Raw genomic sequence first — 15,287 nt, forward strand, 5'->3', positions numbered from 1 at the left:
GTCTCAGCCGCGCGCCAGCAGCGGCTTCAGATAACGGCCGGTGTGGCTGCCCTCACAGGCCGCCACCGCTTCCGGCGTGCCGGCCACCAGCATCAGGCCCCCCCCTGAACCGCCCTCGGGTCCCATGTCGATCAGCCAATCCGCCGTCTTGATGACGTCCAGGTTGTGCTCGATGATGACGATGGTGTTGCCCGCATCCCGCAGCTGATGCAGCACCTTGAGCAGCAGTGCGATGTCGGCGAAATGCAGCCCGGTCGTGGGCTCATCCAGGATGTAGAGCGTGCGGCCGGTGTCTCGCTTGGACAGCTCCAGCGCCAGCTTCACCCGCTGTGCTTCACCGCCGCTGAGCGTGGTGGCGCTCTGGCCCAGCTTCACATAACCCAGGCCCACGTCCATCAGCGTCTGCAGCTTGCGCGCCAGTGTCGGTACCGCGTTGAAGAACGCCAGCGCATCTTCCACCGTCAGCCCCAGCACTTCCGAGATGTTCTTGCCCTTGTAGAGCACTTCCAGCGTTTCCCGGTTGTAGCGCTTGCCGCCGCAGGTGTCGCAGGGCACGTAGACATCGGGCAGGAAATGCATTTCCACCTTCAGCACGCCGTCACCCTGGCAGGACTCGCAGCGCCCGCCTGCCACGTTGAAGCTGAAGCGCCCGGCGCCATAACCCCGCTCACGGGCGGTGGGCATCTCGGCGAACAGTTCGCGGATCGGTGTGAACAGGCCGGTGTAGGTGGCCGGGTTGGAGCGTGGTGTGCGTCCGATCGGGGACTGGTCCACATTGATGACCTTGTCGAAAGCATCCATACCCTCGATCTCGTCATGCGGGGCCGGCTCCTGATGGCTTTGGTAGAGCTTGCGGGAGACGGCGGCATACAGCGTATCGTTCACCAGCGTGCTCTTGCCCGACCCCGACACGCCGGTGACGCAGGTCAGCAGGCCCACCGGAATCTCCACCGACACGCCCTTGAGGTTGTTGCCGGTGGCATTCACGATCTTCAGGGTGCGGGCTTCCGGCATGTCCGCCAGGGTGTGGCGCTTGCGCGGCACCTCGATGCGCTCCAGGCCGCTCAGGTAACGACCGGTCGAAGAGGCTGCATTGGCCGCCACCTCCTCCGGGGTGCCCTGGGCCATGATGCGGCCGCCATGCACACCGGCACCCGGCCCCAGGTCCAGCACATGGTCCGCCGCACGGATGGCGTCTTCATCGTGCTCCACCACCAGCACGCTGTTGCCCAGGTCGCGCAGGCGGCGCAGGGTGGCGATCAACCGGTCGTTGTCGCGCTGATGCAGACCGATGCTGGGCTCATCCAGCACGTACATCACACCGGTCAGCCCTGAGCCGATCTGCGACGCCAGCCGGATGCGCTGGGCTTCCCCGCCGGACAAGGTGTCGGCGCTGCGGTCCAGGCTCAGATAGTTCAAGCCAACGTCGTTGAGGAAGCGCAGGCGGGAGGCGATTTCCCGGATCACCTTGTCGGCGATTTCGGCCTTGGCACCTTTGAGCCGCAACTGCTCAAAATACGCCAGCGCTTCCCGCAGGGTGGCGTGTTCCACCTCGTAGATCGGTTTTCCGCGCACGCCGTCAGGGGCATCGGCGGGCTGCAGCAGCACGTTGCGCGCTTCGCGCCGCAGGCGGGAGCCTTCGCAATGCGGGCAGGGTTTGGCGCTCTGGTAGCGGGCCAGCTCCTCGCGCACCGTGGCGGAATCGGTTTCCTTGAAACGCCGTTGCAGGGTCGGCAGGATGCCCTCGAACGGATGCGCCCGCTTGACGCTTCGTTTGCGTCCATTGGCACCCTCTGCCTGATAGACAAAGGTGATCTCGTCTTCGCCCGACCCCTGCAGCAGCACCTGCTGCGCGAGCGCGGGGAGTTCTTCGAACGGCTGCTCGATGTCGAAGTCGTAATGCTTGGCCACCGATTCCAGCATGGAGAAGGTGTAGGCATTGCGGCGGTCCCAGCCTTTCACCGCGCCGCTGGCCATGCTCAACGACGGGAAGGCCACCACGCGCTCCGGGTCGAAGACGGTGACCTGGCCCAGGCCTTCGCAGGACGGGCAGGCGCCCACCGGCGAGTTGAAGGAGAACAGTCGCGGCTCCAGTTCCGGCAGCGAATAGCTGCAGATCGGGCATGCGAACTTGCTGGAATAGATGGCCTCGGCCTCGGTGTCCATGTTGAGCACCAGCGCACGGCCATCGGCCAGCCGCAGGGCCGCTTCGAAGCTTTCCGCCAGGCGCTGGCGCAGGCTGTCGGCGCTGTCGTGGCGCAGCTTGATGCGGTCGACCACCACGTCGATGTCGTGCTTTTCCGCTTTCTTCAGCGCCGGCAGGTCCGGCACTTCCACGGTCTGACCGTCCACGCGGAAGCGCACATACCCCTGCGCCTGCAGGTCCTGGAACAGTTCGACAAATTCGCCCTTGCGGTCACGCACCACTGGCGCCAGCAGCATCAGGCGAGATTCATCCGGCATGGCCAGCACGGCATCCACCATCTGGCCCACGCTTTGGGCCTCCAGCGGCAGGTGATGGTCGGGGCAGAACGGCGTGCCGGCGCGGGCATACAGCAGCCGCAGGTAATCGTGGATCTCGGTCACCGTGCCCACGGTGGACCGCGGGTTGTGGCTGGTGGCTTTCTGCTCGATGGAGATGGCGGGGGAGAGCCCCTCGATGACATCCACCTCCGGCTTGTCCATCAATTGCAGGAACTGCCGCGCGTAGGCCGACAGGCTTTCCACATACCGACGCTGACCTTCGGCATACAGCGTGTCAAACGCCAGGCTCGATTTGCCGGAACCGGACAGGCCGGTGATCACCACCAGCTTGTTGCGGGGCAGGTCAACGTCGATGTTCTTGAGATTGTGGGTGCGGGCGCCGCGCACCCGGATCATCGGGATGTCGGCCACCGGGGTGGCAGTGCGGCTCGCGTGGACACCACTCCCCCGGGGGTCCGTCGCCGCAGGCCCGGGCAGCGTCGGTCCCCGTTGCTCCAGGGCATCGGCAACATCGGACGTCACGGTGGGGGTGGGCGAAACATTGGTGGACATGGGCCTGGACACTGCAGTAGGCGAACTCGCCATGATAGGCCCAGGACTGCTCCCGCGCCCATGGCGGGTCACGGCCTGCGCCACTGCGGGCGCCACCCAGGTCTCTCCAATGGCACGCCGCGGCCCCCACAAAGGGGGAGGGTGGTGAGGCGCCTGAGCCTCTAATCTTCAGTCAGGCGGCGGATCGGCAGCTCATCGCGTCCGGTCCGCAGTTCATCGCTTGGGTATGGAGATCCCCCGCCCGGGCGCGCACAGTCCAGATGACGCCGTTGCCCCCTGACATGTCTGGGAGGGTCTGCGGCGACTGGGAGCTTCCACATGGGCCCCCAGATCGATACCGACAGCACCGATCACTCCATTCGCTGGCGCCTCCGGCATTGCGCATGACGCATTGCCTGAGGGCGGTCGGCGAATCCAACATCACAGCAGGGAGAGCCACCATGAGCGACATCACCAAGACTTTTTTCACCGCCCTGGCCGCCGTGGCCAGCGCCGCCGTCATTGCAATCTGGCTGGCGGACAAGACGGACTCCCTGCACCGCATGCCGGTGCCCGCCCAGTGGGCCAGCCAGACGGTGCCCGGACCGCAGGCCGAGCAGGCGAGCAAACCGCGCGGCTGAGGCCCCAGGCGCTCCCTCGGGCACCCGAGCCGGGGCCCGCTGTCCGTTCCCGCTGTCCGCCTCCGAATGCCCGCTCCAGAACGCCCGCTTCCAGCGGGCTTTTTTTCGTCCGCAGGCCTCCGCTCAGCCGCCGTTCCGCGACGCTTCCATCCACCGACGTTCGTCGCTGCCGAATGCAATTCACGCCGCAAGTCTGCGCATTCATCGCGAGCGCCTGGAAAGACCGGCGGGCGTTGCCGACACTGTGATCACTGACGCAGCCCACCCAACGGAGAACATCATGAGCACCACCAGTTTCAAGGCTTTTGCATTCGGTCTCGGCGCCACACTGGCCCTCACGCTGAGCATCCATCACCATCAGAACGAGCAGGCCCGTCTGGCCTCGGTCATCAAGCTGGAGCCGGTCTACATCACCGGCAAGCGCGCTGACCGCATGGACGTGAAGCAACTGCCCACCGTCTACATCACCGGCAGCCGGGCCAGCCAGCCCAGCCGCGAGGCCACCCTGGCCGCCAACCCGGTGGCCTGCTCCACGCAGCTCTGCTGAACTTCAGCGGTTGGCTGCCTCAGAAGCGCTTCGGCGCTTGCAAGAACGCCTGGCCTGCGCCGGGCGTTCTGCTTTTTGGGCCTCGTCTTCACGAGTGATGTCCGTCTGGGTCCGCACCGACATCCCATCGCCCGGACGCCACAATCGGCCCATGATGCCTTCTGCCACCCGCCGCTGCAGCCGCTTGCTGGCGCCGCTACGTACCCTGCTGCTGCTGACGCTCCTGGCCACCCTGCTGGGAGCAACGCCCCGCCTGCAGGCCCAGACACCCGACAACGCACCACCGGACCCCGCCCAGCTGCTTGAAGCCGCCCGCAAGGACATGGACGCGGTACGTGCCACCCAGGACGACAACCTGGATGAAGCCGGCACGCTGCAGCTCCGCAAGCGGGCGCTGTCGGCCCAGACCCAGGCGCAGGAGGCCGCTGCGGCGCTGACCCCTGAACTGGAGGACGTGCAGGCCCGCCTGGCCCAGCTTGGCAAGCCGGCGGATGGGGTCAAGGAATCCGCCGACGTGGCCAAGCAACGGGCCGAGCTGATGGCCGCCGTGTCCAAGCTGGATTCGCAGATCAAGCTGGCGCGGCTCATGGCGGTGGAGGCGGAGCAGGCTGCTGCCACCGCGCTGGACAACCGCCGGTCGCAACTGGGGGCCCGCCTGGGCGAGCGGGTCGATGCCCTGGCCGGGGTGCATTTCTGGCGCACCCTGGCGCGTGATGGCCCCCAGGATCTGCGTCGTCTCCAGGAATTCGGCGGCGAGATGGCGCAGCGGCTACGAGGCGTGTCCCCCGGCCAATGGTGGGGCCTGGCCGCTGCGGTGGTGGTGTTGCTGCTGTTGCATGTGGGATTGCAGCGCGGGGTGGCCTATCTGAGCTCCCACCGTGTGGCGCCGGGGCGGCTGAGGCGCTCCCTCTATGCCTGCGGGGTGCTGCTGACCCGCACGCTGACGCCGGGGCTGATCGGCCACGCGGCGGTGCTGGTCCTAAGCCTGGAGGACACCTCCACCGCACGGCTGGACAGCTGGCTGCACCATGCCGAGGCCATCGTCTGGTTCGGCGCCTTTGTGTATGGGCTGGCCGTTGCACTGCTGATGCCACGCAAGCCGTCCTGGCGGCTGCCCCCGATTCCGGACACCACCACCGCGCGGCTGGCTTGGTTTCCGTCCACCTTTGCCCTGTCGGTGGTTTTGAGCTGGATCTCCATCCGCCTGGCGACAGCCCTGCAGGCCAGTGACGTCATGCTGGGGACGGTGAGCGCAGGTTCCGCCCTGCTGTTCATCCTGGTGCTGTCGGCGGCGCTCTGGCGGGCGCAGCGCAAGGGCGTGGACGCGGCCGAGGCCCGGGAGGAAACCAGGGAGGAAACCAGGGAGGAAGCCCGGGAGCAGCGCGGCAAGGAGGGGGCCTCCTACTCGCCCTCCGAGCCACCGCCGAGTTTGCCGCTGTGGCTGTCGCTGTTGCGCTCCGCCCTCTGGGTGGTGTTGGCCGGTGCGCTGGTGGCGCTGCTGATCGGTTTTGTTGGCCTGGGCAGTTTTGTGGTGAATCAGCTGGTGTGGGGCTTGATCGTGCTCAGCGCTGCCTACCTGATCGCCGCCGTCGTTGACGATCTCTGCATGTGGCTGCTCAAGCGCAGCCTGTGGGCGGCGGAAGCCGGCGCATCCGGCCACGACTCGACCGCGCCAGCTTCAGGCGGATCGGCGCCCGCCTCCGCCGCCGCATCCGTGACCACCACCGCCGCCCGCACCCGGGCCCAGGCCGCCGTGCTGCTGTCCGGGGTCACCCGCGTGCTGGTGGGGCTGTTTGCCCTGGTGCTGCTGCTGGCGCCCTTCGGCGAGGGCCCACTGGAGCTGTTTGCCCGTGCCGGCCGGGTGCAGGAAGGCCTGTCCATCGGCGAGTTGAGCCTCAGGCCGATGGCCCTGTTGCAAGGCCTGCTGGTGCTGGTGCTGGGCCTGCTGGCGGTGCGGCTGCTCAAGCAGTGGTTGTCCGACCGCTACATGCCCACCACCCGCATGGACGGTGGCATGCGGATGTCGGTCACCACCCTCTTCGGTTATGTGGGCATGGTGGCGGTGATTGCAGCCGCCATGTCGGCGGTGGGGGTGGGGCTGGAACGGGTGGCCTGGGTGGCGAGTGCGCTGTCGGTCGGCATCGGTTTTGGCCTGCAGGCGGTGGTGCAGAACTTTGTGTCCGGCTTGATTTTGCTGGCAGAGCGGCCGGTCAAGGTGGGGGATTGGGTGGCGCTGTCCGGCGTGGAGGGAGACATCCGCCGCATCAATGTGCGGGCCACCGAAATCCAGATGGGTGACCGCTCCACCGTCATCGTCCCGAATTCGGAATTCATCACCAAGATTGTCCGCAACGTCACTTATGGGGAGTCGCTGGGCATGGTGCAGTTCAAGCTGCCGATGCCGCTGGCGACCGACACCACGCGAGCGCGGGCGCTCATTCTGGAAGCCTTCCGGGCGCATCCCAGTGTGCTGAGCTCACCGGCGCCCAATGTGCAGATGGATGGCATTGATGCCGCCGGCACCCAGCTGGTTCTGAATGCCAGCGGATTTGTGGATTCCCCGCGCGCGGCTTATGGCGTGAAAAGCGACCTGCTGTTTGATGTGCTCAACCGCCTGCGCCTGGCCGGCCTGCTGGCGGGTCAAACGTCGGTGCCGGCTCAGGAGGCGCCTGACCCGGCAAGCTGAGCCGCCATCGGCAAGGAGGGGCCCCTGATCCTCGGAGCAGCCCCGGAGCACCCCAGGAGTACCCCGGGGACCGCGCAGGACGGGACGACATCCCGTTCACTTTCATCCGGACTGGCTGCATCTCACGCCGTCTCCCTGCCGCTTCGTCGCGAGTGCCTGGAGATCTTCGCCGTCGATGACGACACTGCAATCACTGACTCACCACTGATGCAGCCCCAAGGAGATCAACATGAGCACCCTTCCCACCCGTCGCACCTTCCGCACCAGCACCGCCACCAGCTTCAAGGCCCTGGCCTTCGGTGTGGTCGCCACCGCCACCCTGACGGTCGGCATCTGCCACGCCGAGGCCCAGCGCGAACGCGCCGCCAGCGTCGTCAAGCTGGACACGGTCTACATCACCGGCACGCGCATGGTGGCCCGGGCGGACGTCCAGACCCTGCCCACCGTCTACATCACCGGCCGCCGCGCCACCACGGTCGAAGACACGCAAGTGGCCCTGGCGGAAGCGGCCATCCCCACGCACCAGCTCTGAGATCAGCCGACGCTGTATCAGTCGTGAGGACAAACGCCCGGCATTGCCGGGCGTTTGTCATTGGGGGGCCTGCTGCCCAAGCGCAAGGTCAACGCGTGTCCAGCACCCGCAGCAGGTCCTCGCCATAGGCTTCGAGTTTCTTGGCGCCGACGCCGCTGATGCCCGCCAGCTCGTCCAGCGAGCGCGGATGCTGCCGGGCCATTTCGGCCAGTGTGACGTTCTGGAAGATCACATAGGCGGGCAGGCCATGCTCCCGCGCCACTTCCGCGCGCCAGGCCTTGAGCGAATCGAAGCGATGCTGGGCATCCGGCGACAGGTCCGGGTCCGCCAGTACCGCCCGCCTTCCGCCAGTGCCACTGCGGCTGGTCTTGCCCTTGCGGGCCGGAGCGGTCGGCTGGCGCAGCAGCAGCTCCACCTCCCCCTTCAACACCGCCCGGGCGGATTCGTTGAGCGACAGCGTGTGAAACTCGCCCTCGCTGACCACATGCCCCAGCGCAATCAGCTGGCGCAGCACCGCCCGCCACTGCTGCTCGCTCAACTGGGCGCCGATGGCCCAGGTGGACAGATGCTGATGGCCGTACTGCCGCACTTTGTCCGTGTCCTTGCCGCGCAGCACATCAATCAGATGCCCGGCGCCGAAACGCTGCCCGCCGTTCTGGCGGAAGCGATAGATGCAGGACAACGCCATCCGCGCCGCTTCGGTTGCATCCCAGGTGGCGGGCGGATTCAGGCAGTTGTCGCAGTTGCCGCAAGGCTCGCTCTGCTCCCCGAAATACGACAGCAGCCGCTGTCGCCGGCAATCGGTGGCTTCCGCCAGGGCCAGCAGCGCATCCAGTTTGCCGCGCTGCACCTGCTTGAACTCCTCGGTGGAGGGGCTCTCGTCGATCATGCGCCGCTGGTTGACCACGTCCGCCAGCCCATAAGCCATCCAGGCCTGCGCCGGGGCGCCATCGCGGCCTGCGCGGCCCGTCTCCTGGTAATACCCTTCGATGTTCTTCGGCAAATCCAGATGGGCCACGAAGCGCACGTCGGGTTTGTCGATGCCCATGCCAAAGGCGACGGTGGCGACCATCACAATGCCGTCCTCGCGCAGGAAACGGTCCTGGTGGCGCTTGCGGATGTCGCTGTCCATGCCTGCGTGATAGGGCAGGGCGGACACCCCCTCGGCGCGCAGCCACTCGGCGGTGTCCTCCACCTTCTTGCGGCTCTGGCAGTAAACCACACCGGCCTCGCCGTCGTGATCGTCCTGGATGAAGCGGAGCAACTGCTCCTTCGGCTTGTCCTTCTCGACGATCAGATAGCGGATGTTGGGCCGGTCGAAACTGGCGATGAAGACGCGGGCGTCCTGCAGCTGCAGCCGCTCGATGATGTCGGCACGGGTGATGTCGTCTGCCGTGGCCGTGAGCGCGATGCGCGGCACGTCCGGGAAACGCTCATGCAGCAGGCTCAGCGACAGATATTCGCTGCGGAAGTCATGGCCCCATTGGCTCACGCAGTGGGCCTCGTCGATGGCAAACAGGCTGAGCAGCCCGCGCTCATGCAGCGACGTCAGCTGCGCCAGGAAACGCGGGGTGTTGAGCCGTTCCGGCGCGGCGTACAGCAGTGACAGCCGCCCGGCCAGCATTTCCCGTTCGATGGCCTGGGCCTCTTCCAGAGACTGGCTGGAATTCAGGAAGGCGGCATGGACGCCGGCTTCTTCCAGCGCGCCCACCTGGTCGTGCATCAGGGCGATCAGCGGACTGACCACCACGGTGACGCCATGGCCGGCCCGCTGGCGGACGATGGCCGGCACCTGATAGCAGAGGCTTTTGCCACCGCCGGTGGGCATCAGCACCAGCGCGTCGCCGCCGTCGGTCACGTGCTCCACGATCGCGGCCTGCTGGCCGCGGAACGCGTTGTAGCCGAACACCTCTTGCAGGATGTGGATCGGGGCGGGATGATGCTTCGGCGGACTCATGGAGCCCGCGATTGTCCAGGAGAAAGCAGGACTGGGTCCGGACGATGGTGTCGGACCGGTCAAAGGACGCCCGCCCACCCCATTTGGCGGGTCTCGGAGACCCCATCCCATGATTGCTCCCCCCTTGCCCACCAATGAGGACGCCCGTGTGGCCACCTTGCGGGTGCTCCAGATTCTGGACACCGACCCGGATGAGCGATTCGATCGCATCACCCGGATGGCGCGGCGCATCTTTCAGGTGCCGATTGCGCTGGTCAGCCTGGTGGATGCGGACCGTCTCTGGTTCAAATCCTCGCAGGGCCTGGACCTCCGCGAGGCGCCGCGAGACACTTCCTTTTGCGGCCACGCCATCCTGGCGGATGACATCCTGCTGATCCCGGATGCCCTGCTGGACCCGCGTTTTGCCGACAACCCGATCGTGACCGGCCCCCCGCACGTTCGTTTCTACGCGGGTTGTCCGGTTCGTTCGCCCTCCGGACATCGTTTGGGTACCTTGTGCCTCATCGACCCCATGCCGCGAGGTTTTGATGCGGACGATCAGGCCACGCTGCGCGACATGGCGCACATGGTGGAACAGCAGTTTGCGTCGCTGTATGCGGCGATGGTGGACGAGCTGACCGGGCTGGCCAACCGGCGTGGCTTTGAATCGCAGGCGGGGCACGTGCTGGCCCTGTGCCAGCGCAATGACTGGCCGGCCACCTTGCTGTTCTTTGATCTGGACCGCTTCAAGCAGGTGAACGAGCACTACGGGCATGCGGAAGGTGACTGGGCCCTGAAGGCGTTTGCCGACCTGCTGCGTTTCTGCCTGCGGGCATCGGACGTGGTGGCGCGCACCGGCGGGGACGAATTCGTGGCCTTGCTAAGCGGCACCGCGATTGCGGAGAAAGATCGTGCGCTGGAGCGGCTGGACACCCAGCTCAAGGCGCTGACGCTACGGGCGCAGCGGGGCTATGCGCTGGAATTCAGCGTGGGGAGCGCGGCGATGGGAGCCGGGCAGCCGTTGGAGCTGGAAGAACTGCTGGCTCAGGCGGATGCGGCCATGGATGAGCATAAGCAGCTGCGACGGCGGGCGGCTTGAGCGTCTTTCGGGCACCACCTTCGACAGGTGGGTGCGCCCACCCGAGCATGGGAGCCACGCTGGAATTTTCAGCAGGACTGGCGCCCCGGGGCAGACGGCATAATTGCGGTTATTGCCGCCACGCCACTCCCTGGCCCCCCTGGGAGTGCCGGGCGGCGACAATTTTTTAACCATACGCAAGCGGACGGCAACCATGGCCTCGGTCAACAAAGTCATCATCCTCGGCAACCTCGGCCGTGACCCTGAACTGCGCTACACCCCCAGCGGCAGCGCGGTGTGCAATGTGAGCATCGCCACCACTCGCAACTGGAAGAGCCGCGAAGGCGGCGAGCGCCAGGAAGAAACCGAATGGCACCGCGTGGTGTTTTATGACCGTCTGGCCGAGATTGCGGGTGAGTACCTGAAAAAGGGTCGTCCGGTCTATGTGGAAGGCCGCCTGAAGACCCGCAAGTGGCAGGACAAGGACGGCAAGGACAACTACACCACCGAAATCATCGCTGAGAGCATGCAACTGCTGGGCGGCCGTGATGGTGGTGGTGACGACATGGGTGGCGGTGGCGGCGGCAGTTACAACCGTGAGCGCAGCTCCGGCGGCAGCCGTGAAAGTGCTGGTGGCGGCAGCGGCCGCGACGCGGGAGATTTCGACAGCCCCCGTGCTCCGGCACCGCGCAGCGCCCCCCGTCCGGCGCCCGCACCGGCGGCCAAGCCGGCGACCGGGTTTGATGATATGGATGACGATATTCCGTTCTAAGACCTCCTTGACCTAACTGGTAAACAGAAGGGCCCTAAGTGCTTGTCACTTGGGGCTTTTTTCTTGGTGCGCCCGGCAGGGCGCACCTACTTGGAGGTGAGCGTCCTCGACCAGCCCGGCAAGGGGAATGGTTAGCCAAAGGCAAAGGTGCCGTGGGCGACTGCGCGTCTGAAGCAAGCCGGAGGGCAAAGCGGTGGCCTGACGAACAGGAAGCGGATACGAGGCGATGCACTGCGGGTGAGGTGGCCAAGATCCCTGAAGCCGGTACTTGCTCAGAGCGGTGCGTTGTAGATCCGACCGGCATCAGCGTGAAGGTGGGTGCGCAATACCCGGCGAGATTTGAGCGTGTGCCCGAACGGGCTACCGGCGTCGAGAGGCGACGCGATGCGAGCTCAGAAGTCAGTCGAAGCCATCGTAGGTGCCAGCACGGACCGAAGGGCTGAACGAGTCAGACCGAGCGTAGGACGATCGATCTTGATGCCTGTTGATGCCTGTTGATGACGCAGAAGCTGCTGAAAGCAGGCCGAACGCGAAGCAAGCGGACGGAATCCGGGGATTGCGCGCGACGGTGCGGAGGTAGGTGCAGCGACGAGCGGGTAAACGAAATCGGAGGGCTGCTCATTGGGCTATTTTCGGCAAAATGCAATTATTTGGTGCGCAGTAAAAATTACTTTCTCAGAGGAAATTCTCTAGAATCCACATATTTACTGCGCAGTGAATAAGGGCCGTCATGTCTGTGTCTAGCTCGACGGAGCGCCAACTCATCTCCAACTTCGTGGACGCCCTGCGGGAGCTTCCCGAGGTCGAGGCGGACCTCAACCAATGGGAGCCCGCCAGGTCGGTTGACCGCGGATACGACGCGAAGGTCAATCTACACGTCGCCGGCAAGTCCTATGTGCTGTTGATTGAAGCCAAGAAAGCTGTCTTCCCGCGTGACGTTCGTCAGGTGCTCTGGCAGTTTCGCGAAGCCAGCCTCAGACGTTCTTCAAAACAGGAGGCGGAGCCTTTCGCGCTCCTGGTCGCCGAATCGATCTCACCGGGCGCCAAGGAAATGCTCAGAAGTGAGCGTGTCGGCTACTACGACAGTGGCGGCAGTCTCTACCTACCGGCCCGAGGTGCCTATCTGTACATCGACAAGCCACCGCCTAAGACCTTGGCAAAATCGATGCGATCGATGTTCTCCGGACGGCGTGCGCAGGTCCTGCACGCACTGCTGGCTCGGCACGACGACTGGTTCGGTGTCACCGGCATCGCGCAGGAGGCGATGGTGTCACCTGCAACCGCATCGCAGGTTCTCTCCGAACTGGAGCGCTTCGACTGGCTGACGGCACGAGGGCAGGGGCCGGCAAAGGAGCGCCATCTGCGAGAGCCGTCGGCCTTGCTCGATGCGTGGGCCAAACAGCTCGCCACCATTCGGCCACCGACGGTGCGCCGGTACTTCGTGCCGGGCACGAAGTCTGATGCCTTGGAGGTGCGGATCGGTCAGGTCTTCGGCGCGCACGATGTTGCCTATGCGATTAGCCACGAGGCTGCGGCACAGCGCTACACCCCGTTCCTATCCCATGTGTCCCAGGTGCGCGCGCGAGTGTTGGGCGGTGCGAATGCCGACGCGGCCATTGGCGAGCTGAACGCGCGGCAAGTCAGCGAAGGCGCCAACTTCAGCGTCATCGAAGCCAAGTCACTCGGCGAATTGCTGTTTCGCGAGCAGCGCGGAGACCTGTGGCTGGCCAGCCCCATCCAGATCTACCTTGACCTATTGCGCGGCGAGGGCCGCGCCAAGGAGATGGCAGAGCACTTTCGGAAGGAAAGGATCGGCTTCTGATGGCCAAACCGGCAACATTGGACGGGTACAGCGACCAGTACACCCTTGACTGCGAACGGGTGCTTGTGACCCTCCTTCGTGGGCTCGGGCCCTGGAAGGACTCTGTCTACCTGGTCGGGGGACTCACGCCAAGATACCTCGTCGCCGCGCGACCGCCTGTGGTGCCCGCTCACGCCGGCACGTTGGATGTCGACATCGTGATCGACTTACAAATCCTGGCCGACACTGACGCCTATCACACGCTGGAGGACAACCTCAAGAAGATGGGTTTCGAGCGGGCGGAGAACGACAAGCAGCAAAAGCTGTCCTGGCGTTGGAACACCCGCACGGAGCACGGCGCGTTGATGGTGCTGGAACTGCTGGCCGACGCGCCTGACATCGCCGGTGGCAAGGTGCAGCCGTTGCCCACCGAGGGAACCATCTCGGCGCTGAACATCCCGCATTCGTCCATCGTCTTCGATCTGCACCAGGTCACGGAAATCCAGGCCGAACTGCTCGGGGGCAACGGCGTTGCCATGGAGAAGATCAAGCATGCCAACCTCGTGAGCTTCACGTGCCTGAAGTCCTTCGCGTTCGATCAGCGCTTCGAACGCAAGGATGCGCATGACTTGATCTATTGCATCGAGCACGCACCCGACGGCATGGACGCGAGCGTGGCAGCGTTTCGCAAAGAGCTAGAAGGCAAGCACGGCGCCGTCGTCGCGGCCTCTTTGGCGATCCTTCGCAGCCGCTTCGCAAGCGATGACGGCGTCGAGGGTTATCGCAAGGACGGCCCCGTGTCGGTCGCCAAGTTCGAGTTTGGCGAAGGCGATGAAGCGGCGCAGCGTGAGGTGAAGGCGCTTCGACAGCGACAGGTCTGCGACGTGATCGAACAACTCCTGGCTCGAATCGGATGAGGGGCTTTGTGTGGCAATCAAAGCGATCTTTGTCGGCATCCACAAGCGGGGGTCAGGTTTTGTTGACGCGATGAAGTAGTCCGCACCCGCACGGGCCCACCGTCCGTGCACATTGCCACCTGCTCCTGCGCCGGCCCGGAAGGCCCGACCGCGAAGTATGCTCAGCGCGATGAATCCCAGGGAAGCAGAAACCAAGAACACGCCGTCCAGCCCTCAGGCCGGCGTGGTGCAGCAACTGTTGGCGACCGTGAGTCGCTGGTTCAATCCGGTGTACGGCAAACCGTCCGCCGAAGCGGAAACGGCCGTCTTCCAATGGACGCGTGAACCCTTGGTGGTGCCCGGACCCTCTCAGCCCGATCAAGCCCGAGTGCTCCAAGAAACACGGGCCTTGCATGCGGAACGTGTTCGGCAGATGAGCCCCGAGGCTCTCACCGCGCTGCTGGGGCCCAAGCCGCCATGGCTGGTGGAGAGCGACGCCTACATGCAGGTCTTCGTGCAGCAGGAGTTGCTGCTGACGCAAGGCCAGGTGATCTGGGGCGCGCTGGTCCAGGCCAATCGACTGCTGTTGTCTCCCGGGGAGGGAGACAGCGCCGCCATGGTCCTGCGGTCATCCGATTCGTACTTTGACGATCATCCCCAGGAACTGCGCCGCATCGGGCAGGCCTTTTTCCAGCTCAAGGACACGGAGCCGGCCGATCCCATGTTGCGGGAAGCCGCAAGGCGGGTCAGCGACGAACACAGCCGGTCGATGGGGGAAGAAGTGGTCCCAGGGCTGTTTTCCCGTCGGCCGCTGTTCGACAACTCCACCCTGGTGTTCCGCAAGCACCTGCCGAACGGCTTGATCGCTCACGGCCTGCTGCCCATCCTCACCCATCCGTCCACACCGGCCATCCTGATTCTTCCCTTCCAGTTCTGGACGGAAGAACTGCTGCTGCGCTGGAACGCGCAGACGCTCTGAGCAAGGTGCGGGGCCCGGGGTATCCCGCTGGGGCGGGCCCCTGAACTTTTGTTAGAGTCCGCCGTCCCGATACTGCGGCCTGCACCTGCAGCTCAGGTCGGCCGTCTGCGCATCCCCTGGAAGGCAGAGACGGCTCGATGACCTGGGCGGCAGCAGGGCCCTGAATTGAATTGATGAAGTCTCGCCGTTTGCTCCTGGCGTCACTGGTGTCCCTGGCCGTTGTGGTCGGTGCCGCCGGGGCGCTGTTCCTGCTTCGCCCTCACCTCGCCACCATCGGCGTGGTGGTGTCTTCCAAGGCCTTCGGGCTGACCGCGCTGGTGGCCCTCTACCTGGCCTTTGTCCTGGGCCGGTACGCCATGTTGCGGCCATTCCGGCGTCTGCCTGGGCCCCAGCAGTAGGGCCCC

Annotated in this window: 12 protein-coding genes; 10 read left to right on the forward strand and 2 right to left on the reverse strand. The window is 65.4% G+C overall.

Annotated features, from left to right (window positions below; all coding sequences use genetic code 11):
• Positions 1–3: 3 nt before the first annotated feature.
• The gene (gene uvrA / locus OU995_RS06310; RefSeq protein ID WP_267836193.1) at positions 4–2,880 is read right to left on the reverse strand and encodes an excinuclease ABC subunit UvrA; all 2,877 of its coding nucleotides are present in this window, start codon (positions 2,878–2,880) and stop codon (positions 4–6) included.
• A gap of 596 nt (positions 2,881–3,476) precedes the next feature.
• On the opposite strand from uvrA, the gene OU995_RS06315 reads away from it, so the two are divergent.
• From OU995_RS06315 to OU995_RS06330, 4 genes are all read left to right on the forward strand, one after another.
• On the forward strand, positions 3,477–3,656 hold the full coding sequence (locus tag OU995_RS06315; RefSeq protein ID WP_267834690.1) for a hypothetical protein: 180 nt from the start codon (positions 3,477–3,479) through the stop codon (positions 3,654–3,656).
• Positions 3,657–3,936: 280 nt separating this feature from the next.
• Positions 3,937–4,203: a hypothetical protein gene (locus OU995_RS06320; RefSeq protein WP_267834691.1), complete on the forward strand. Its 267-nt coding sequence runs from the start codon at positions 3,937–3,939 to the stop codon at positions 4,201–4,203.
• 151 nt (positions 4,204–4,354) lie between these two features.
• Positions 4,355–6,889: a DUF3772 domain-containing protein gene (locus OU995_RS06325; RefSeq protein WP_267834692.1), complete on the forward strand. Its 2,535-nt coding sequence runs from the start codon at positions 4,355–4,357 to the stop codon at positions 6,887–6,889.
• Positions 6,890–7,118: 229 nt separating this feature from the next.
• Positions 7,119–7,421, forward strand: a complete 303-nt coding sequence (locus OU995_RS06330; protein WP_267834693.1) for a hypothetical protein — start codon at positions 7,119–7,121, stop codon at positions 7,419–7,421.
• 88 nt (positions 7,422–7,509) lie between these two features.
• Here the strand turns inward: OU995_RS06330 and recQ are convergent, their stop codons facing one another.
• A complete protein-coding gene (recQ, locus tag OU995_RS06335; RefSeq protein ID WP_267834694.1) occupies positions 7,510–9,378 on the reverse strand; it encodes a DNA helicase RecQ in 1,869 nt (622 codons plus the stop codon).
• Between the two features lie 109 nt (positions 9,379–9,487).
• Here recQ and OU995_RS06340 point away from each other — a divergent pair, with 109 nt between their 5' ends.
• The 6 genes from OU995_RS06340 to OU995_RS06365 all read left to right on the forward strand — a co-directional run bounded on the left by OU995_RS06340 (position 9,488) and on the right by OU995_RS06365 (position 15,281).
• Entirely contained in the window at positions 9,488–10,456 is a 969-nt protein-coding gene (locus OU995_RS06340; RefSeq protein ID WP_267834695.1) for a sensor domain-containing diguanylate cyclase, read from the forward strand.
• Between the two features lie 193 nt (positions 10,457–10,649).
• On the forward strand, positions 10,650–11,207 hold the full coding sequence (locus OU995_RS06345) for a single-stranded DNA-binding protein (RefSeq protein WP_267834696.1): 558 nt from the start codon (positions 10,650–10,652) through the stop codon (positions 11,205–11,207).
• Positions 11,208–11,937: 730 nt separating this feature from the next.
• Entirely contained in the window at positions 11,938–13,029 is a 1,092-nt protein-coding gene (locus OU995_RS06350; RefSeq protein WP_267834697.1) for a type IV toxin-antitoxin system AbiEi family antitoxin, read from the forward strand.
• A complete protein-coding gene (locus tag OU995_RS06355) occupies positions 13,029–13,925 on the forward strand; it encodes an antitoxin (RefSeq protein ID WP_267834698.1) in 897 nt (298 codons plus the stop codon). The genes OU995_RS06350 and OU995_RS06355 overlap by 1 nt, the downstream gene beginning before the upstream one ends.
• A gap of 169 nt (positions 13,926–14,094) precedes the next feature.
• Positions 14,095–14,883, forward strand: a complete 789-nt coding sequence (locus OU995_RS06360) for a hypothetical protein (RefSeq protein WP_267834699.1) — start codon at positions 14,095–14,097, stop codon at positions 14,881–14,883.
• Positions 14,884–15,056: 173 nt separating this feature from the next.
• Positions 15,057–15,281: a hypothetical protein gene (locus OU995_RS06365; RefSeq protein WP_267834700.1), complete on the forward strand. Its 225-nt coding sequence runs from the start codon at positions 15,057–15,059 to the stop codon at positions 15,279–15,281.
• The last annotated feature ends 6 nt before the right edge of the window (positions 15,282–15,287 follow it).

The sequence above is a fragment of the Roseateles sp. SL47 genome, assembly GCF_026625885.1.
Classification (GTDB): domain Bacteria; phylum Pseudomonadota; class Gammaproteobacteria; order Burkholderiales; family Burkholderiaceae_C; genus Roseateles.

Bases quoted from the DNA above. Each gene is read 5' to 3' on its own strand.
- recQ (WP_267834694.1), bottom strand. From the start codon at position 9,378: ATGAGTCCGCCGAAGCATCATCCCGCCCCGATCCACATCCTGCAAGAG.
- uvrA (WP_267836193.1), bottom strand. From the start codon at position 2,880: ATGATCCGGGTGCGCGGCGCCCGCACCCACAATCTCAAGAACATCGAC.
- OU995_RS06325 (WP_267834692.1), top strand. From the start codon at position 4,355: ATGATGCCTTCTGCCACCCGCCGCTGCAGCCGCTTGCTGGCGCCGCTA.
- OU995_RS06315 (WP_267834690.1), top strand. From the start codon at position 3,477: ATGAGCGACATCACCAAGACTTTTTTCACCGCCCTGGCCGCCGTGGCC.
- OU995_RS06345 (WP_267834696.1), top strand. From the start codon at position 10,650: ATGGCCTCGGTCAACAAAGTCATCATCCTCGGCAACCTCGGCCGTGAC.
- OU995_RS06330 (WP_267834693.1), top strand. From the start codon at position 7,119: ATGAGCACCCTTCCCACCCGTCGCACCTTCCGCACCAGCACCGCCACC.
- OU995_RS06320 (WP_267834691.1), top strand. From the start codon at position 3,937: ATGAGCACCACCAGTTTCAAGGCTTTTGCATTCGGTCTCGGCGCCACA.
- OU995_RS06340 (WP_267834695.1), top strand. From the start codon at position 9,488: ATGATTGCTCCCCCCTTGCCCACCAATGAGGACGCCCGTGTGGCCACC.
- OU995_RS06355 (WP_267834698.1), top strand. From the start codon at position 13,029: ATGGCCAAACCGGCAACATTGGACGGGTACAGCGACCAGTACACCCTT.
- OU995_RS06365 (WP_267834700.1), top strand. From the start codon at position 15,057: ATGAAGTCTCGCCGTTTGCTCCTGGCGTCACTGGTGTCCCTGGCCGTT.
- OU995_RS06360 (WP_267834699.1), top strand. From the start codon at position 14,095: ATGAATCCCAGGGAAGCAGAAACCAAGAACACGCCGTCCAGCCCTCAG.
- OU995_RS06350 (WP_267834697.1), top strand. From the start codon at position 11,938: ATGTCTGTGTCTAGCTCGACGGAGCGCCAACTCATCTCCAACTTCGTG.